This window comes from Amycolatopsis sp. NPDC104587 (genome assembly GCF_055583645.1).
Genome location: NZ_JBVJNO010000002.1, coordinates 181,222 through 197,775, shown reverse-complemented (window position 1 = coordinate 197,775; position 16,554 = coordinate 181,222). Strand labels below are relative to the sequence as shown.

Here is a 16,554-nt window from a genome sequence, read left to right as displayed (position 1 = left end):
AGAGTGGGCGCGCGCACGCGCAGTCGCGGGCACAAAAAAGGCCACCCTCGACGAGGGTGGCCTACGGGAGGAGACGAGCTACCGGGGCTTGCGCCGCCAGAGCCCGGTCACGACGGCCAGCGCGCGGGAGCGCGTCGACGCGACGGGGACCGCGGCCGGCTCGGGTCCGACCCGGCGGCGCATGCGGTAGGCGAGTTCGAGCACTTCGAGGTCTTCGGGCCGACGTCTGCCGTGGACGTCCGGCCGGAGCATCAGCTCCCCCACCGTGACGGGCCTGCCACTGGCACGGTGCGCCGTGCTCGCCATCAACAACCTCCGCTGCTTAACGACCGGACCTGATGGCTGGTGATTCTATGAATCGGATTCGGGTCCGTCACCTTACTCACCAGTTGTGTCCGGTGTGTTCACCGAACCGGCCAAAGCAGGCCGACCCGGGCGCGGGCGCAGGGTTGCGTGCGCGTCTACTGGCACACCCGGACGTCGAACTCGACCGCCCGCCGGCTGTACGACCAGGCCGCACTCGACACGGGGTTCATGCAGCACCAGATCCCGCTCGGCCCCTGAGGTCCGCGCAGTCAGCACCGGTGCCGGCCGTGGTGGTCGCCGTGGTGGCGCTGCTGCCCGTGGGGCCGGCCGGACGACCACGCCGGGACGTCCGGGATCGTGTGCCGCACCGGAGCCGCCTGCTTCGGCGGCTGCTGCTGCTGCTTCGGTTTCGCCTTCCCGACGATCTTGACCGCTTTCGCGAGCTTTCCGCGATGAGCGGGAGCGGGTCCGGAATTCGATTTCTGAACCACTGCAGCCGGCACTATTTCGTGCTGCTCGACCGGCGGTGCCACGGATTCCGGAGTCGGCCTGGCGGGCGGCACCGTCACTTCGCCAGGAAATGGAACCAGCGGGACGGCCACGGGTTCCAGTCCGACCGGCGGCCAGACCGCACCGGCACTCCGCTGCGTCGGCATCGACATCGCCGTGGCGACCCCGCCGGTCAGCGCCAGCGCGCCGGCGACCACCGAGAACACCCGCAACCGGGCCAGCGAACGCATGACCTGCGGCTTTTCCCGGTGCCGCGCCTGCGCGCCCGGCAGCCGGTCACGGTCCTCCGCCGCGGACCGGTTCAGCAGCTCGGCGACCGTGACCGCGTCGCCGCGCGAAACCCTGCGTGCCATCAAACCCTCCACCCTGGGCCGACCGGACGACGGCGGTGCGTCCGGTCGGCCGATCATAGGAATGGGCGGAGCTCGTGTAAAGGCTCGTTCACCCTGCGTTCCTAAGCGAGCCGCGCGCCGCCGTCCACGTGCAGGACCGTGCCCGTGACGAACGGGTTGGCCAGCGCCTGCAGGGTCGCCGCGGCGATGTCCGCGGGCCCGCCCACCCGGCGTGCCGGGTTCGTCTCCGCGGTACGGCGGAACAGTTCGGCCTTCCCTTCCCCGAGGCGATCCCACGCGCCGGAGTCGACGATGCCGGGCGAGATCGCGATGACCCGGACCGGCGCGAGCTCGACCGCGAGCGCTTCCGCGAGGAACGCCACGGCGCCGTTCGTCGTGACCATGACGGCGCGTTCGCGGGCCGGGCGCCAGGCGGCGAACCCGGAGAACAGCGCCATGGCCCCGTTTTCCCGGAACCGCGGGCCGAAGTGCTTCGCCAGCATCAGCGGGCCGGTCACCTTGGCGTCGAAAGCCCTCGTGACCGCGTCGCGGTCCAGCGTCGTGAGCGGCCCGTTCGCCGGGGCCGAGGCCAGCGAGACCAGGTAGTCGAGTTCACCCACTTCTTCGGCAAGCGCTTTCAGCGACGATTCCTCACCGAGATCCGCGAATGCGACGCGCATTCCGGGCTCGCGCACGCCCGCCGGATTCCGTCCGGCCAAGACGACTTCGGCGCCCGCCGCGCGGGCGTCCGCCGCGATCCGGCGGCCGATGCCCGAACTCCCGCCGACCACCACCAGCCGCTTTCCTTCGAACGACATTTCCGTGCTCCTTTCGTCTCGCACCCCGGTTCCAGCGCACGGCGGCCCCGGAACAATCCCGTCGCGATCCGAATGTTTTCGATGGTTGCGATAGAATCCGCTGATGCCTACGTTGCGTGCGCTCGAGTGCCTGGTCGCGGTGCTGGACGCGGGATCGGTCACCGAGGCGGCCGCGCGGCTGCACCTCTCGCAGCCCGCGCTGTCCCACCAGATCGGCGCGCTCGAACGGGAACTAGGCGCGCCGGTGCTGGAACGGCTGCCCCGCGGGGTGCGGCCGACCGCGGTCGGCCGGGCCGTGGTCGACGACGCGCGGGCCGCGCTGGCCGCCGCCGACCGCCTGGTCCGGACCGGCCGCGCGGTGGCCGGCGGGGGCGGCGGCACCCTGCGGATCGCGTGCGCGGAGACGATGACCGCCGGGCTGCTCGCGCCGGTGCTGCGGGCCTGGCACCGGCGCCGCCCGGACGTCGTGATCACGCTGACCGAGACCACGAGCGCGGACGCGCTGGTCACGGCCCTGGAGGCGGGGGAAGCGGACGTCGCCGTCGGGCCGAGGCCGAGCCGCTGGAGCGGGCCGGCCGAAGTGGTGGGGCGCGAGGAGATCGTCGTCGCGCTGGCCGCCGACCACCCGCTCGCGACGCGGACCGCGCTGACGATGGCGGAGCTGGCCGAGCTGCCGGTGGTGCACTACCACCCGGACAACGGCCTCGGCGGCTGGCTGGACGAAGAGGCGGCGCAGCGCGGAAGCGTGCTCGGCGCGGTGATGCGGACGAAGCAGGCGGGGACGGCCGCTCAGCTCGCCGCGGCCGGGCTCGGCGTGGCCCTGGTCCCGACGACGGCCCTGACCCGCACCTTCGCCGGTGCGCTCCGGCGGCTGAAGCCGGCGTTGCACCGCGAAGTCGTCACGTTCACCGCGACTCCGTCGGATTCGCTCGTCCGGCGGTTTTCTTCGGACGTCACGCACCGTGGGATCACCGTGCCCGGTGTCCTGCTGGACAAACTCTCCTCAGGCACGCGTTAAGTCTTGGTGAATGTGACAGATTCCCGACGAAGGTTTTGTGCCATCCGGACGAACTTCTCTCGGACGCACCGATTTTGCTGTGCCATTCGCCAAAGTTTGGTTCCATCGGATAGCTTGCTCCTACCGGCCAGTACCGGTGGGTGGGGCCGATCGGGTGAGGCGATCAGCGGAGTATCGAGGGAAGTGGGACGACCATGCCGAAGCACCGGCCACGTCGCAAGAGCTCGCGCACGGTCCGCCGGGCCGCCGTCGCGCTCGCCGGTGGGGCGCTCGTCGTGCTGCCCACGCTGACCACGGGGCTGCCCGCGCCGGTCGTGATCGCCGACGCCGGCACCAAGCTGCCCGACCAGGCGGCGCCGCTACAGCAGCCGAACATCGTGATGCCGCCGATCGCCGTCGACGGCAGCCTGCCCCAGCCGCCGCTGCCGACCCCGCTGGTCGTGCCGGGCGGGCGCGCCGGGTCGGCGGGCATCTCCGGGCCGGTCGGCATCCCGGCGAGCATGCTCAAGGCGTACCAGAACGCCGCCGCGATCCTCGCCAAGGAGCAGCCGAACTGCCACCTCGACTGGGCGCTGATCGCCAGCATCGGCCGGATCGAGTCGAACCACGCGCGCGGCGGGTACGTCAACGCCAACGGCGACACCCTGGAGCCGATCCTCGGCCCGGTGCTCAACGGCGCCGGCGCGTTCGCCGCGATCGCGGACACCGACGGCGGCAAGTACGACGGCGACCCGGTGTGGGACCGCGCGGTCGGCCCGACCCAGTTCATCCCGTCGACGTGGCGCGGCTACGCCTCCGACGGCAACGGCGACGGCGTGTCGAACCCGAACAACATCTACGACGAAGCGCTGGCGACCGCGCGTTACCTGTGCTCGGGCGGGCTCGACCTCTCGACCGACGCCGGGCAGCGCATCGCCGTGCGCCGCTACAACAACTCCCAGTCCTATGTGGACACCGTGCTGGCGTGGGCCGCGGCCTACCGCGGCGGGGTGGCCCAGCTCCCCGACAGCGAGGTGCCCATCGGCGCGCCCGCCGCCCCGGATGCCGCCGCCGCGGGCGCCCCGGTCGGCGTCCCCGCCCCGCCGCCGCCGCCGGTGACCGCGCAGCCGCCGGGCTCGCTGCCCGGCACGTCGACGCCGCCGACCAGCAGCAGCCCGACGTCGAGCACGCCGACGTCGACCAAACCGACGTCCACGAACCCGACCACGCCGACGACCCCCACCACGCCGCCGCCCGCGACCAGCACCACGACCACCCCGCCGCCGAGCACCACCGCCACCACGCCGGCGGACTCGGCGAGCACGCCGACCGAAACCAGCACGACGACGAGCCCGGCGGGGTGAGCCCGGTGGAGCCGTTCCTCGTGCACATCCGCTGCGACACCGACGGTTACACCCACGCCGTCACCGAGGACGAGTTCGCGGCGGGCCGGCACGACGGGCGGTTCCGCGCGGTGTGCGGGCACGTGGTGCTGGCCGCGCCGATGATCGAGGCGCCCGGCCGGTTCGACCCGCTGTGCCGCGACGTCCTGCGCGGGGACACGACGCTGCCGGAGCCGGCGGTGCCCCGGCAGGAGCGGCGCCGGTCGAGGTGGCGCGTCCGCCGCTAGCGTCGTGAGTGGTAATTCGGGTTAAAACCCTACTCATCACTCACGAGGGCTTCGATGCCGTCGAGCATGCGGTTCAGGCCGAACTCGTACGCCGACTCGCCCTGGGTCTTCGCGCTCTCGTCGAACCCGCCGCCGAGCCAGATCCGGTTCATCGACGGGTGCGCGTCGACCACGAAGTAGTTCTCCCAGAACGAAGACCGCTGGTCCCACCAGGACTCGGTCGACTGCCCGGTGCTGCGCTCCAGCCGCGTGTTCTCCGCCCCGAGCGCGGCGTTCGCGTCGACGTACGTGCCGATCCCGTTGGCCGCCGCCACCGCCTGCCGCGGGGACAGGCCCAGTTCGTCCATGATGGACAGCAGGTACTCCTGCCCGGCCAGCTGTCCCGGGCCCAAAGGCGGCCGGACGCGCGAAACCTCGCACAGCCACGAGTGGTTCCGGTACGCCTCGCGGGTCCGCCGGGCGTACAGCGCCACCTGCTCGCGCCAGTCCCGCGGCCGCGGCTCACCCGGGCCGGGCAGCCGCCGCTCGACGAGCACGTCGTCGACCATCAGGTCCACCAGCTCGGCCTTGCCGGGCACGTAGGTGTAGAGCGTCATCGTGCCGGCGCCGAGCTCCTTGGCGACCCGGTGCATCGACGCGGCGGCCAGCCCGTCGGCGTCCGCGACCGCGATCGCGGCGGCGACGATCCGCTCGATCGTCAGCGTCGGACGGCGGCCCCTGGTCGGTTCGGGCGCGCCGCCCCGGGCACGCCAGAGCAGCGCGAGCGTCCGGTCGACGTCGTCGGCGCCAGTGCGTTCGGCGGTCATGCGTTCCCCTCGCTCCTCCGCCCGGGAGACTACCCTGGGAGGCGGACGAGGGGGTGCGAGGAGATGACCCGACGCAAGCCGCCCAAGGTGTCCTTCCGCTGGTGGGTGGACCGCCAGATCGGCGAAGCCCACGACCGCGGCGAGTTCGACGACCTGCCCGGCGCCGGCAAGCCGCTGCCGAGGCCCACCGGCAACGACGCCGCCACCGACTGGGTGCTCCGGCAGGTCCGCGCCGGCGGCCACGACACGAAGGCGTTGCTGCCGCCGGCGCTCGCGCTCAAGCGCGAAGTGCAGGACCTGCCCGGAAAGCTCGCCGGGCAGCGGACCGAACGGGACGTGCGGGAGCTCGTCGAGGACCTCAACACGCGGATCCGCCAGGCCTACCTCAACCACCACACCGGCCCGCCGCTCACCGTGGCGTTCGTGGACGTCGAGGAAGCCGTCGAGAACTGGCGACGCCTACGAGCCGCGTCGTAACAACGCCCGCTCGGCCGCGCTCCACGCGGTCGTGGTGAGCAGGTAGATCCCAGCGGCCTGCGGCACGACCAGCGTCGCCAGCACGGTGCCGTAGGGCAGCAGCCGCAAGAGCTTGCCGCCCGGCACCTCGGCGGTGGGGTCGCGGTGCCGGTCCTGCCAGCGCACCGAGAACCACGCGACCACCACGAGCCCGGCCGCGATCACGAACACGAGCGGGCTGCCGGCCAGGCCGTGCGCGCCCAGCGGCGTCCCGAACAGGGTCGCGCCGAGCAGCGAGTTGGGCTCACCGCCGATCGTGGCCGTGGTGAAGAGCCGGTACATGATCGTGAAGAAGGGCAGCTGCAGCAGCATCGGCAGGCAGCCGACGAACAGCGACGTCCCGGACTCCTGCTGCAGTTTGGTCATCTCCGCGGCCAGCCGTTCGCGGTCCTTCCCGTGCTTCTCCTGGAGTGCCCGGATTTCGGGCATCAGGACGGCCCGGGCGCGTTCGCCGCGGGCCGCCGACCGCGCGAGCGGGTGCAGCAGCAGCCGCACGCCGAGGGTGAACAGGACGATGGCCAGCGCGGTGGACAGCGGGCCGGTGAACGCCGTGGCCGCGAGCAGCCAGTGGATCAGGTGGTACGCGCCGGAAACGGGCACGTCGAGAAAGCCGAACATGGGCAGCACTCCGCACGAGTGGAAGGAACGGGGGTACGCGGAATGGCTGCGTCGAAGAAGGTTCCTACGCAGCCGTGCTGCGGAACCCGGGTGCTCGTGGCCTGCTTCGCCCGGCTCTGCCGGGATCGCGGAGCCGGATCGACTCGGCGCGCCGGGCCCGGCGGCGCAGGGCGGTGGCGCGGCTGCGCACCGGCGCCGACCAGAGGGCGAGCTCACTGCGGTGGGTGCTGCCGACCAGCAGCACGACCAGGAGGCTCGCGGCGGCGAGGGAGGCGAAGGCGACCAGCGCGGTCGGGCTGGTCACGACGGGGAACGCCAGCTCCAGCAACGTGTTCACGGCAGCCGTCCCCCTTCCCTCCGCTCCAGGGTAGCCGAAGTGCTAACAGCCCGATGGGCTGTAACCTGGTTCGATGAGAGGCCAACTAGTCGTCGTGCCGATCCTGGCGCTGCTCCTGCTCTTCGGCGTGCCGTGGTGGACGCTCGTCCTCGCGCCGGACTGGGGCACCGCCGGCACGATCGCCGGCACCGCGGTGCTGGCCGCGGGCCTGGTCACGATGCCGGTCGCGATGGTCTTCGGGCACGGGAAGCGCCAGCGTGACGGCGGCGCCCGGCTCGGCGACTCCCTGCTGGCCGTGATCTGGGTGCTGTTCAGCTGGTCGATCCTGAGCCTGGTGCTGCGGGTCGCGCTGCTGGGCGTCGATGACCCGGCGCGGTCGCGGATCGTCGCTGGCGCGACCCTGCTGGTCGCGGCCGGCCTGCTCGTGCACGGGAACCGCGTCGCGATGCGGGTGCCGCCGGTGAAGGCGACCGACGTGGTCGTCCCGCGGCTCGGCCCGGGCCTCGACGGCCTGCGCGTCGCGGTGCTGACGGACACGCACTTCGGCCCGATCGACCGGACGAAGTGGTCGGAGAAGGTCGTCGCGGCGGTGAACGCCCTGGACGCGGACGTCGTCTGCCACGCCGGCGACCTCGCCGACGGCGCGGTGGCGAAGCGCCGCAAGCAGGTCGACCCGCTGGGCGGCGTCCAGGCCGCGCTCGGGCGGTTCTACATCACCGGCAACCACGAGTACTTCGGCGAGGCGCAGGCCTGGCTCGACCACATGGCCGGCCTCGGCTGGGACACGCTGCACAACCGCTCGACACTCCTCGAGCGCGGCGGCGACCGGATCCTGTTCGCCGGCATCGACGACCCGACGGGCACGTCGTCCGGCCTGCCCGGCCACGGCCCCGACCTGCCCCGCGCCCTGGACGGCGCCCCGTCCGACGTGCCGGTGGTGCTGCTCGCCCACCAGCCCAAGCAGGTGAAGCAGGCCCGCGAGGCGGCGGTCGACCTGCAGATCTCCGGCCACACGCACGGCGGCCAGATCTGGCCGTTCCACCTGCTGGTGCGGCTCGACCAGCCGACGTTGTCCGGCCTGACCCGCCACGGCCCGACCCAGCTGTACAACAGCCGGGGCACCGGGTTCTGGGGGCCGCCGTTCCGGATCTTCGCGCCCAGTGAGATCACGCTTCTCACCCTGCGCGCGGCCTGACCTCGACCGAAGGTGGCCTTGGGTGATCAACGCGCCAAGGCCACCTCGGGGCGCTCGATCCGGTTTCCGACAAATTTTTTTGTCTTGACAGTTTCAATCGTCGGATGCCAGGCTGTCCGCCATGACCACCACCGCGATCCGCCCCCAAACCCTCACCCCTTCGACGACCCGCACGCTGCTGACCTGCGGGATCCTCGCCGGACCCGTCTTCGTCCTCACCGGACTGCTCCAAGCCGTGACCCGGGCCGGTTTCGACCTGACCCGGCACCCGGCGAGCGTCCTGTCGAACGGGTCGCTCGGCTGGGTCCAGATCACGAACTTCGTCGTCACCGGCCTGCTCACGCTCGCGGCCGCCGCCGGGATCCGGCGGGCCCTGCCCGGCCGGTGGGGGCCGAGACTGCTCGCCGGCTACGGCGTCAGCCTGATCTGCGCCGGCGCCTTCCGCGCCGACCCGCAGGACGGCTTCCCGCTCGGCACGCCGGCCGGGCCGCCCGCGTCGGTCAGCTGGCACGGCACCCTGCACTTCGTCTGCGGCGGGATCGGCTTCGCCGCCCTGGTCGCGGCCTGCTTCGCGATCGGTTCGCACCTCACGCCCGCCCGCGCGTGGTACTCGCGGATCAGCGGGTTGGCGTTCCTCGTAGGCTTCGCGGGCGTAGCGTCCGGATCGACGAGCCCGGCCGTCATCCTCGGCTTCTGGGCGGCCGTCGTGATCGCCTGGACGTGGCTCGCGACGACGTCCGCCCACCTGATCCGGCGCCCCGTCGCCTGAAAGGAGAACTCCCATGAGCACGACGGTTTCCGCCGACGGCACGAAGATCGCCTACACCCGCACCGGGTCCGGCCCCGCGCTCGTCCTCGTCGACGGCGCGATGAGCTACCGCGGCTCGTCCCCCAACGACGCGCTCGCGAAGGAGCTCGCCGGGCAGTTCACCGTGTACACCTACGACCGCCGCGGCCGGGGCGAAAGCACCGAAGGCGGCCCGTACTCGGTCGAACGTGAGGTCGAGGACCTCGCCGCGCTCGCCAAGGAGGCGGGCGGCGAGGTGTTCCTGTTCGGCATCTCCTCCGGCGCCGGGCTCGCGCTCGAAGCGGCCCGCAGCCTCCCGGTGACGAAGCTGGCGCTGTACGAACCCCCGTTCGTCGTCGACGACACCCGCCCCCGCGTCCCGGCCGACTACCCGGCCCGGCTCGACGCGGCGCTGAGCGCGGGGAAGCGCGGCAAGGCGGTCAAGATGTTCATGACCGAAGGGGTCGGCCTCGGCAAGGCGACGGTCGCGACGATGCGGATCATGCCGTTCTGGGGCAAGCTCAAGAAGGTGGCCCACACGATCCCGTACGACACGGCGGTGATGGGCGACCACCAGTCGGGCAACCCCCTGCCGGCGGCCTGGCCCGAGGTGAAGGTCCCGACCCTGGCCATCGACGGCGACCGCAGCCCGGCCTGGATGCGCAACGGCGTAGCGTCGCTGGCGAAGGTCCTGCCGTCGGCGACGTACCAGACTCTGCCGGGCCAGACGCACATCGTGAAGGCCCCGGCGTTGGCCCCGGTCCTGGCGAAGTTCTTCCTCGGCTAAGCAGCGATCACACGGGTTCGAGCGCGCTCCACGGCACGGAAGCGGGGCTCGGGTCGGCGAGGAAAGCTTCCACGATCGGCCCGAGTTCGCCGACCGGCACATACTCGGCCCCGAAGGGCAGCTCGCCGGGGCCGAGCGACGACAGCGAGGCCTTGAGGGCGCCGACCTGCTCGTCGTGCCAGACCTAGAAGGTCGCGGGCCCGCCCAGGCGCGCGCCGAGGACGACGCCACGGCTTCGAACGCTGCGACGACACGGTCACCCGGCAGCTCCGCCCGATGCTCCGGAAACGCCCCGACGTGCCAGGTGTTCTGCCAGGCTTCGGCGTTTCGCGACAAAATCCAACAGCACAGAGCCAGTATGTCCGGCAGGATCGGTCTCGTGCGCATCCTCATCGTCGACGCCGACATCACGACCCTCGCGGTCGACGTGGTCGTCAACGCGGCCAACTCGTCGCTGCTCGGCGGCGGCGGGGTCGACGGGGCCATCCACCGCAAGGGTGGCCCCGAGATCCTCGCCGAGTGCCGGAAGCTGCGGGCCGGGCACTACGGGAAGGGCCTCAAGACCGGCCAGGCCGTCGCGACCACCGCCGGGAACCTGCCCGCCCGGTGGGTCGTGCACACCGTCGGCCCGGTGTGGTCGGAGTCCGAGGACCGCTCCGGGCTCCTCGCCGACTGCCACCGCAACTCGCTGAAGGTCGCCGGAGAGCTCGGCGCGAAGACGGTCGCCTTCCCCGCCATCTCCACCGGGATCTACCGCTGGCCGCTCGAGTCGGCCGCCGGGATCGCGCTGGCGACGGTGACCCAGGCCGAGCCCGGTCCGATCGAGGAGATCGTCTTCGCCCTGCGCGGAGAAGCCGCCCTCGCCGCCTTTCGGGCTCGTCACACCTCCCTTGCCTGAGCGATCACCCACCGGGCAGGGTGCAACCGTGCCCACCCGCGCCCTGGTCTTCGACTTCGACGGGACCCTCGCCGACACCGAGTCCGCCGTCCTTCGCTCCTGGCAGGAAACCTTCCGGGCGCACGGGACCGAACTGCCGCTCGACGCCTGGTACGCCGTCATCGGCACGCAGCACACCACGCCCGCGATGTTCGACCTGCTCGCCGAGCTCGTTCCGGGCGTCGACACCGAGGCGCTGCGGCCGCGGACCAAGGCCCGGGTCTTCGAGCTGCTCGAAACCCTCGGGCCCCGCGACGGCGTCCGGAGCTACCTCGACTCCGCCAAGGCGCACGGCCTCAAGCTGGCCGTCGCCTCCAGCTCGTCCGGGGGCTGGGTGAACCCGCACCTCGAACGGCTCGGCATCGCGGGCTACTTCGACGCCGTGCTCACCGGGGACCGCCACAAGGCGAAGCCCGACCCGGACCTCTACCTGGCCGCGATCGCCGCGCTGGACACGGCCGCGAGCGAAACCATCGCCTTCGAGGACACCCCGCACGGCGTCACCGCCGCCAAGGCCGCCGGGCTGACCTGCGTCGCCGTGCCGAACGCCATCACCGAGAGCCTCGACTTCGGGCGGGCGGACGTCGTGCTGCCGTCGTTCACCGCCAAGCCGCTCGAGGCCCTACTGACCCGCTAGCGCGAGCAGCCGGTCCAGGAACGGCAGCTGGCCCTTCACGAGCTTCTCGCGCGCGACCGCCACCGAGAACCACGAAACCCGGTCCATCTCCGGGAACTCCTGCTGCCGGCCCGAGCGCGGTGGCCATTCCATGCTGAACGTCCCGGGCACGACCGCCGCCGGGTCGAGGTCGGCCTCGACCGCCCACGCCGTCACGACCTTGCCGCCCGACTGCTTCACCTCGCCCAGGAGCACGTACTCACCCGAAGGCGCGGGCAGGCCCAGCTCCTCTTCGAACTCGCGCCGCGCGGCCGCCTCCGGCTCCTCGTCCGGCTCGAGCTCGCCCTTCGGCAGCGACCACGCCGCCGCGTCCTTCTTCGCCCAGAACGGCCCGCCCATGTGCCCGAGCAGCACTTCGACGGCCTCGCCCCGCCCGCGGTGGAGCAGGAGCCCGGCACTGCGTTTGCCCGCCATCCACCCAGTCTGCCGAAACCCCGGGAAAAAAGTTCCGCGGGGTTGTCGATCCGGCGGGAAGCCACTCGACGCGTAGGCAGAAGGCAAGGAAGAACCCAGGGAAGGAACCCGAAATGACCACCACGATCGCCCCCAAGACCCAGACCGCCGCCACCCGCACCGAGACCAAGACCGCTCCGGTGACCGGCCTGGTCGTGTCCGCGAGCCGGATCGTGATCTCGTTCCTGTTCGGCTTCCACGGCCTGCAGGGATTCGGCTTCTTCGGTGGCGTCGACGGCCAGGGCGGCGGGGTCCCGTTCGGCTCGTTCCCCGGCTGGTGGGGCAGCGTCTTCGAACTCGTCGGCGCCCTGTTCCTGCTGGTCGGGCTGGCCAGCAGGCCCGCCGCGCTGCTGCTGTCCGGTGTGATGGCCTACGCCTACTTCACCGTGCACGCCCCGATGGGCCTGCTGCCGCTGCAGAACATGGGCGAGCCCGCCGCCGTCTACGCGTGGATCTTCCTGCTGTTCGCCGTGATCGGCCCGGGCCGCTACGCCGTGGACACGCTGATCAAGCGTCGCCGGTAGAAGACCCCCGAGCGCGGTCCGATCAGTAGCCGCCCTGGGCGGCGGCCAGGTCGGACCGCGCCATCACGTGTTCCATCAGGCTGGTGAGCACCTGCTTCGTCGACTCCCGCTCGCGGGCGTCGCACAGCAGCAGCGGGACGTCCATGCCGACGTCGAGCGCCTGCCGGACCTCCTCGGTGCCGTAGCGGTACGCGCCGTCGAAGCAGTTCACGCCGACGACGAACGGCAGGTTCCGGCGCTCGAAGAAGTCCACCGCCGCGAAGCAGCTGTCCAGCCGCCGGGTGTCGGCCAGCACGACGGCGCCGAGCGCGCCCTCCGCCAGCTCGTCCCACATGAACCAGAACCGGTCCTGCCCGGGCGTGCCGAACAGGTACAGGATCAGGTCGGGGTTGATCGTGATGCGGCCGAAGTCCAGCGCGACCGTCGTGGTCGTCTTCTGCTCGATGCCCGACAGGTCGTCGACACCCTCGGACGCGGTGGTGATGACCTCTTCGGTGCGCAGCGGTGGCACTTCGCTCACCGAGGCGACCATCGTGGTCTTGCCGACCCCGAAGCCGCCGGCGATGAGCACCTTGACCGCGGTCGCGGTCAGGTTGCGCCGGGGATCAGAGTTTCCGGATGCCATCAAGAACCGCCTGGAGTACGTGTTTGTTGGGGGATTCGTGCGCCGGCGCCGCGGTACGGAACAGCACCAGGTTCTGCTCGATCAGATCGCTCAGCATCACCTTCACCACGGGCAGCGGGAGATCGACCCGCGCGGCCACCTCGGCCACCGACACCGGCCGCTGGCACAGGGCGATGATCCGCGCGTACTCCGGTTCGAGCATGCCCGCTTCGTGCGCCGTGCGCAGCGCGACCACCAGCGTGATGAGGTCGAGCCCCAGGGTGTCCGACCGCGTGCGGCCGCCCGTGACCGCGTAGGACCGGACCAGGGGGCCGGCCTCGTCGTCGAACCAGGCTTCGTGCCGTCCGCTCATGGCGACGTGGGCTGGACGCCGGCGCCGGTCCGCGGAGCCGAGGTGAGTACCTGCCCGACCCGCTTCACCATCAGGTTCATCTCGTACGCGACGAGGCCCATGTCCGCGTCTTCCCGCGCCAGGAGGGCGAGGCAGGCGCCCCGCCCCGCGGCCGTCACGAACAGGAACGCGTGGTCCATCTCGACCATCGTCTGACGGACGTTGCCGCCGCCGAAGTGCCGCCCGGTGCCGCGCGCCAGGCTCTGGAACGCCGAAGCCACCGCCGAGAGGTGCTCGGCGTCCTCCTCGGAGAGGTTCCCGGACCTCCCGATGAGCAGGCCGTCCGAGGACAGGACCACCGCGCGATCCGCCCCGGCGACCCGTTTGACGAGGTCGTCCAGCAGCCAGTCGAGCTCACTGACGCCTGAGTTGGCCATTACTCGCGCTCTCCGTACCTGTCGTCGTTCTCGGCGGGTTCCTCGTCACGGGCCCGGCGGGTGCCCTGCTGGAAGGCGGACAGCCTGCTGCGGGCGGCCTCCGGCGAATCCAGCCTGACCTCCTCGCGTTCCTGTGCGGGCCTATCTTCCTTCAGCTGAGGAACGAGGTTCTGCTGGCGTCGCCGTTGCGGCAGCGGCGGGCGGCCGGGCGCCTCCGGGCGGCGCGGCTGCTGCGGCCGTCCTTCGGGCACCGAGGCCCGCGGCTCCTGCGGCGGCCACACCGGCTGCTGCGCGGCCGGGCGCGCCGGGCGCGCGGGCCGGGACGGCGGTGAGGGCGGGCGGACCGGGGCCACCGGCTGCGCCTGGGTCGGCTGGGCCTGCGTCGGCTGGCTCACCGGCTCGGAGACGACGCCGACCGGGACCGGCGTCGGCGCGGACGGCGGCTGCACCGGGGCCGGCGGGGCCACGGGTGCCGGCGGGACGGCCATCGGCGGCTCGGTGCGGTGGCGCGCCGGGCGGCGCGGCTGCCGCTTGAGCGGCATGACCTCGTCGTTGCCGTCGGCCTCGACCGGGTTCGGCACGAGCTCCGGCTTCGGCGGGGTGATCGGCTGCTCCGGCTCGGTCTCCGCCAAGGGAGCCAGCAGGTCGGTGCGCACCAGGACGATGGCCCGGGTGCCGCCGTAGGCCGACTCCCGCAGGTGCACCTGGATGCCGTGGCGGGCGGCCAGCCGCGCGACCACGAACAGGCCCAGGCGCGGCTCGTCCGACAGCGCCATGATCCCGAAGTCCGGCGGGTCGGCCAGCATCACGTTGATCTCTTCGGTCTGGTCCGGCTCGAGCCCGAGCCCCTGGTCCTCGACCTCGATCACGACACCCTTGCCGACCACGTTGCCGCGGACCTCGACCCGCGACTGCGGCGGGGAGAACGACGTCGCGTTGTCGATCAGCTCGGCGAGCAGGTGTACGAGGTCGCCGACGACCGGGCCGCGGACGGCGATCTGCGGCAGCGCCGCCGTCTTGACCCGGGCGAAGTCCTCGGTCTCGGCGGACGCGCCGCGGACCAGCTCGGCCAGCCCGACGGGGTTGCGCCACTGCCGGCCCGGCTGCCCGCCGCCGAGGATGATCAGGTTCTCGGCGTTGCGGCGGGCGCGGGTGGAGAGGTGGTCGAGCTGGAACAGCGTGTCCAGCTGCTCCGGGTCCTCCTGCTTGCGCTCGGCCTGGTCGAGCACCTTGAGCTGGCGGTGCACGATGACCTGGCTGCGGTGGGCGATGTTGAGGAACACCGTCTTGGTGCCCTCACGGGTCTTGGCCTCGTCGATGGCGGCCGCGATGGCGGTCTGCTGCGCCTTGTTGAACGCGTCGGCGACCTGGCCGATCTCGTCGGTGCCGTGGTCGAGGAAGTGCCCGCCCTCTTCGAGGTCGACGGGCTCGCCCGCGCGGACCCGGGCGACCAGCTCGGGCAGCCGGACCTCGGCCGCGTCGAGGGTGTCCTCGCGCAGCCGGTGCAGCCGGCCGATGAGCCGGTTCGACAGCCGGACGGCGACGAACACCACGAAGACCGCGAACAGCACGGCGATCACACCGGCGATCAGCGACTCGGTGAACGTCGAGTCGGCGTCGTTGATCGCGGCCTGGCTGGCGTTGGAGCTCTGCAGCACGAAGATGCCGGACAGGGCGTCGCCGACCAGCCGGGCGCTCGTGCGCCACTGGTCCTGCGCCACCGGCAGCTTGGTCAGGTCACCGCGCAGGAAAGCGGTTTCGACCTGGGTCACCGTCTGCCACGGCTGGCTCGCCAGCAGCTGGTCGTACTTCGCCTTGACCTCGGGGATCATCTTCGGCGCCGACGCGTCGAGCTGCGCGTGGTAGGCGCCGACCTGCCCGACGTAGGTGCGGAAGTCCTCGTTGCTCAGCCCACCCGCGGCGAGCCCGGCGGCGGCGAGCGCGTCACTGCGCTGCATCTCCTCGGCCGCGGTGAACATCGGGATCGCGGTCAGCCGGTCGAACGCGTTCTGCGCGCCACGGGCGTTCTGCGCGAGCCCGGCCAGGCCGTCGGTGAACTGGTCGATGATCTTGTTGTAGAAGGTGTACGCCTGGCCGATCTGGATCTGGCCGCTGTCGACCGCCTGCCGCGTCTGCGGCAGCTGCTGGAAGAGCCCGAAGAACGTGGCGATGTTCTTCTGCACGCTCGGCGGGGTGTCGTCGTAACCCGCGAAGCTGTCCTTCAGGTACTCGATCGTCTTCGCGGCGTTCTGGTCGGTCTTCGGGCGGACGGCCGCGAGCACCGCGCGCTGGTTGCCCTGACCCGCGAGCAGGCTCAGGGTCGCCTGGCGCTCTTGCTGCAGCGCGCCGAAGAACGGGATCGACGGGGCTTCCGAGCCCCGGATCCGGTTGACGTAGTCACGGCCCGTGACGGCGTCGTAGATGAGGTAGCCGGCGAGGGCCACGCCCACGAGGAGCAGGGCCACACTGGGGATGAGCGCGATCGTGAGCACGCGCTTCCGAATCGAGGATCCCCGGTTGCGTCGAAGAGAAATCTGCTTCACCTGGGTCCGTTTTCCTTCCGGCAGTACATGGTTTCGGGTCGCCCGAGGCGGTCAACACCCGGATTCCGACCAGCCGGATCAACATCACCGTGGTCTGCTTCGCCCGCGACGACGTTAGGCAGCCCTCCAGGGCGCGTCAAGTCCGTGGCGATAACGTGATCTTGGAACGGTGACCCTTCCACACTTGCTGCCTGCGCTTGGAAAGTCCACCACCGAAAGTCGTGACGTTCGTCCCAGCGCTACTTCCGTTCCGTGGCAAAGGTGCACGCTGTGAGCGACGGTCGTTCGTGCCCCGCCCGGCACCGGGTCCGCTACGGACGAACGCGGTGAATCGTTCGGTGAGAAAGGTCACGGGCCCACCGCCACGGGGACCCATGCCCGCTTCGTTC

The 16,554-nt window shown here is 71.7% G+C and carries 21 protein-coding genes; 10 read left to right on the top strand and 11 right to left on the bottom strand.

Going from position 1 to position 16,554, the window contains the following annotated elements; translation table 11 throughout:
• Window positions 1–78: 78 nt before the first annotated feature.
• From ACZ61C_RS05370 to ACZ61C_RS05360, 3 genes are all read right to left on the bottom strand, one after another.
• On the bottom strand, window positions 79–306 hold the full coding sequence (locus ACZ61C_RS05370) for a hypothetical protein (protein WP_465303131.1): 228 nt from the start codon (window positions 304–306) through the stop codon (window positions 79–81).
• A 269-nt stretch (window positions 307–575) separates the two neighbouring features.
• Window positions 576–1,169, bottom strand: coding sequence for a hypothetical protein (locus ACZ61C_RS05365; protein WP_465303129.1), 594 nt, complete (start codon window positions 1,167–1,169; stop codon window positions 576–578).
• Between the two features lie 101 nt (window positions 1,170–1,270).
• Window positions 1,271–1,966, bottom strand: coding sequence for an SDR family oxidoreductase (locus ACZ61C_RS05360; RefSeq protein ID WP_465303127.1), 696 nt, complete (start codon window positions 1,964–1,966; stop codon window positions 1,271–1,273).
• A 103-nt stretch (window positions 1,967–2,069) separates the two neighbouring features.
• Between ACZ61C_RS05360 and ACZ61C_RS05355 the strand changes: the two genes are divergently transcribed.
• The 3 genes from ACZ61C_RS05355 to ACZ61C_RS05345 all read left to right on the top strand — a co-directional run bounded on the left by ACZ61C_RS05355 (window position 2,070) and on the right by ACZ61C_RS05345 (window position 4,593).
• The gene (locus tag ACZ61C_RS05355) at window positions 2,070–2,984 is read left to right on the top strand and encodes a LysR family transcriptional regulator (protein ID WP_465303125.1); all 915 of its coding nucleotides are present in this window, start codon (window positions 2,070–2,072) and stop codon (window positions 2,982–2,984) included.
• A gap of 194 nt (window positions 2,985–3,178) precedes the next feature.
• Window positions 3,179–4,327, top strand: a complete 1,149-nt coding sequence (locus ACZ61C_RS05350) for a lytic transglycosylase domain-containing protein (RefSeq protein WP_465303123.1) — start codon at window positions 3,179–3,181, stop codon at window positions 4,325–4,327.
• Window positions 4,328–4,332: 5 nt separating this feature from the next.
• On the top strand, window positions 4,333–4,593 hold the full coding sequence (locus ACZ61C_RS05345) for a hypothetical protein (protein ID WP_465303121.1): 261 nt from the start codon (window positions 4,333–4,335) through the stop codon (window positions 4,591–4,593).
• Between the two features lie 29 nt (window positions 4,594–4,622).
• Here ACZ61C_RS05345 and ACZ61C_RS05340 read toward each other — a convergent pair whose 3' ends face one another.
• A complete protein-coding gene (locus tag ACZ61C_RS05340) occupies window positions 4,623–5,399 on the bottom strand; it encodes a TetR/AcrR family transcriptional regulator (RefSeq protein WP_465303119.1) in 777 nt (258 codons plus the stop codon).
• A gap of 63 nt (window positions 5,400–5,462) precedes the next feature.
• Here ACZ61C_RS05340 and ACZ61C_RS05335 point away from each other — a divergent pair, with 63 nt between their 5' ends.
• Complete coding sequence (locus tag ACZ61C_RS05335; RefSeq protein ID WP_465303117.1) at window positions 5,463–5,876, top strand: DnaJ family domain-containing protein; 414 nt, start codon at window positions 5,463–5,465, stop codon at window positions 5,874–5,876.
• Here ACZ61C_RS05335 and ACZ61C_RS05330 read toward each other — a convergent pair.
• Window positions 5,859–6,533, bottom strand: a complete 675-nt coding sequence (locus ACZ61C_RS05330) for a YidC/Oxa1 family membrane protein insertase (RefSeq protein WP_465303115.1) — start codon at window positions 6,531–6,533, stop codon at window positions 5,859–5,861. The two genes, ACZ61C_RS05335 and ACZ61C_RS05330, sit on opposite strands and share 18 nt — an antisense overlap.
• A gap of 64 nt (window positions 6,534–6,597) precedes the next feature.
• A complete protein-coding gene (locus ACZ61C_RS05325; RefSeq protein WP_465303113.1) occupies window positions 6,598–6,870 on the bottom strand; it encodes a DUF6412 domain-containing protein in 273 nt (90 codons plus the stop codon).
• Between the two features lie 73 nt (window positions 6,871–6,943).
• On the opposite strand from ACZ61C_RS05325, the gene ACZ61C_RS05320 reads away from it, so the two are divergent.
• The 5 genes from ACZ61C_RS05320 to ACZ61C_RS05300 all read left to right on the top strand — a co-directional run bounded on the left by ACZ61C_RS05320 (window position 6,944) and on the right by ACZ61C_RS05300 (window position 11,213).
• Window positions 6,944–8,065, top strand: coding sequence for a metallophosphoesterase (locus ACZ61C_RS05320; RefSeq protein ID WP_465303111.1), 1,122 nt, complete (start codon window positions 6,944–6,946; stop codon window positions 8,063–8,065).
• Between the two features lie 121 nt (window positions 8,066–8,186).
• Window positions 8,187–8,834 (top strand): DUF998 domain-containing protein, encoded by a 648-nt coding sequence (locus ACZ61C_RS05315; protein WP_465303109.1) that lies wholly within the window; start codon window positions 8,187–8,189, stop codon window positions 8,832–8,834.
• A 13-nt stretch (window positions 8,835–8,847) separates the two neighbouring features.
• Window positions 8,848–9,639 (top strand): alpha/beta fold hydrolase, encoded by a 792-nt coding sequence (locus tag ACZ61C_RS05310; RefSeq protein ID WP_465303107.1) that lies wholly within the window; start codon window positions 8,848–8,850, stop codon window positions 9,637–9,639.
• A 358-nt stretch (window positions 9,640–9,997) separates the two neighbouring features.
• A complete protein-coding gene (locus ACZ61C_RS05305) occupies window positions 9,998–10,537 on the top strand; it encodes an O-acetyl-ADP-ribose deacetylase (protein ID WP_465303105.1) in 540 nt (179 codons plus the stop codon).
• 28 nt (window positions 10,538–10,565) lie between these two features.
• Entirely contained in the window at window positions 10,566–11,213 is a 648-nt protein-coding gene (locus ACZ61C_RS05300) for an HAD family hydrolase (RefSeq protein ID WP_465303103.1), read from the top strand.
• Here the strand turns inward: ACZ61C_RS05300 and ACZ61C_RS05295 are convergent.
• On the bottom strand, window positions 11,199–11,666 hold the full coding sequence (locus ACZ61C_RS05295) for an NUDIX hydrolase (RefSeq protein WP_465303101.1): 468 nt from the start codon (window positions 11,664–11,666) through the stop codon (window positions 11,199–11,201). The two genes, ACZ61C_RS05300 and ACZ61C_RS05295, sit on opposite strands and share 15 nt — an antisense overlap.
• A 113-nt stretch (window positions 11,667–11,779) precedes the next feature.
• Between ACZ61C_RS05295 and ACZ61C_RS05290 the strand changes: the two genes are divergently transcribed.
• Complete coding sequence (locus ACZ61C_RS05290; RefSeq protein WP_465303099.1) at window positions 11,780–12,229, top strand: DoxX family protein; 450 nt, start codon at window positions 11,780–11,782, stop codon at window positions 12,227–12,229.
• Window positions 12,230–12,251: 22 nt separating this feature from the next.
• On the opposite strand, the gene ACZ61C_RS05285 is transcribed toward ACZ61C_RS05290, so the two are convergent.
• From ACZ61C_RS05285 to ACZ61C_RS05270, 4 genes are read right to left on the bottom strand one after another with little or no spacing between them, the layout of a single operon-like run.
• Entirely contained in the window at window positions 12,252–12,854 is a 603-nt protein-coding gene (locus tag ACZ61C_RS05285; protein WP_465303097.1) for a GTP-binding protein, read from the bottom strand.
• Window positions 12,835–13,206, bottom strand: coding sequence for a DUF742 domain-containing protein (locus ACZ61C_RS05280; RefSeq protein WP_465303095.1), 372 nt, complete (start codon window positions 13,204–13,206; stop codon window positions 12,835–12,837). Before ACZ61C_RS05280 ends, ACZ61C_RS05285 begins: the two co-directional genes overlap by 20 nt.
• Complete coding sequence (locus tag ACZ61C_RS05275; RefSeq protein WP_395925796.1) at window positions 13,203–13,622, bottom strand: roadblock/LC7 domain-containing protein; 420 nt, start codon at window positions 13,620–13,622, stop codon at window positions 13,203–13,205. Before ACZ61C_RS05275 ends, ACZ61C_RS05280 begins: the two co-directional genes overlap by 4 nt.
• The gene (locus tag ACZ61C_RS05270) at window positions 13,622–16,114 is read right to left on the bottom strand and encodes a nitrate- and nitrite sensing domain-containing protein (protein ID WP_465303093.1); all 2,493 of its coding nucleotides are present in this window, start codon (window positions 16,112–16,114) and stop codon (window positions 13,622–13,624) included. The genes ACZ61C_RS05275 and ACZ61C_RS05270 overlap by 1 nt, the downstream gene beginning before the upstream one ends.
• Window positions 16,115–16,554 lie beyond the last annotated feature (440 nt).

Bases quoted from the DNA above. Each gene is read 5' to 3' on its own strand.
- ACZ61C_RS05285 (WP_465303097.1), bottom strand. From the start codon at position 12,854: ATGGCATCCGGAAACTCTGATCCCCGGCGCAACCTGACCGCGACCGCG.
- ACZ61C_RS05335 (WP_465303117.1), top strand. From the start codon at position 5,463: ATGACCCGACGCAAGCCGCCCAAGGTGTCCTTCCGCTGGTGGGTGGAC.
- ACZ61C_RS05330 (WP_465303115.1), bottom strand. From the start codon at position 6,533: ATGTTCGGCTTTCTCGACGTGCCCGTTTCCGGCGCGTACCACCTGATC.
- ACZ61C_RS05320 (WP_465303111.1), top strand. From the start codon at position 6,944: ATGAGAGGCCAACTAGTCGTCGTGCCGATCCTGGCGCTGCTCCTGCTC.
- ACZ61C_RS05340 (WP_465303119.1), bottom strand. From the start codon at position 5,399: ATGACCGCCGAACGCACTGGCGCCGACGACGTCGACCGGACGCTCGCG.
- ACZ61C_RS05305 (WP_465303105.1), top strand. From the start codon at position 9,998: ATGTCCGGCAGGATCGGTCTCGTGCGCATCCTCATCGTCGACGCCGAC.
- ACZ61C_RS05290 (WP_465303099.1), top strand. From the start codon at position 11,780: ATGACCACCACGATCGCCCCCAAGACCCAGACCGCCGCCACCCGCACC.
- ACZ61C_RS05370 (WP_465303131.1), bottom strand. From the start codon at position 306: ATGGCGAGCACGGCGCACCGTGCCAGTGGCAGGCCCGTCACGGTGGGG.
- ACZ61C_RS05355 (WP_465303125.1), top strand. From the start codon at position 2,070: ATGCCTACGTTGCGTGCGCTCGAGTGCCTGGTCGCGGTGCTGGACGCG.
- ACZ61C_RS05310 (WP_465303107.1), top strand. From the start codon at position 8,848: ATGAGCACGACGGTTTCCGCCGACGGCACGAAGATCGCCTACACCCGC.
- ACZ61C_RS05365 (WP_465303129.1), bottom strand. From the start codon at position 1,169: ATGGCACGCAGGGTTTCGCGCGGCGACGCGGTCACGGTCGCCGAGCTG.
- ACZ61C_RS05280 (WP_465303095.1), bottom strand. From the start codon at position 13,206: ATGAGCGGACGGCACGAAGCCTGGTTCGACGACGAGGCCGGCCCCCTG.
- ACZ61C_RS05275 (WP_395925796.1), bottom strand. From the start codon at position 13,622: ATGGCCAACTCAGGCGTCAGTGAGCTCGACTGGCTGCTGGACGACCTC.
- ACZ61C_RS05360 (WP_465303127.1), bottom strand. From the start codon at position 1,966: ATGTCGTTCGAAGGAAAGCGGCTGGTGGTGGTCGGCGGGAGTTCGGGC.
- ACZ61C_RS05295 (WP_465303101.1), bottom strand. From the start codon at position 11,666: ATGGCGGGCAAACGCAGTGCCGGGCTCCTGCTCCACCGCGGGCGGGGC.
- ACZ61C_RS05350 (WP_465303123.1), top strand. From the start codon at position 3,179: ATGCCGAAGCACCGGCCACGTCGCAAGAGCTCGCGCACGGTCCGCCGG.
- ACZ61C_RS05315 (WP_465303109.1), top strand. From the start codon at position 8,187: ATGACCACCACCGCGATCCGCCCCCAAACCCTCACCCCTTCGACGACC.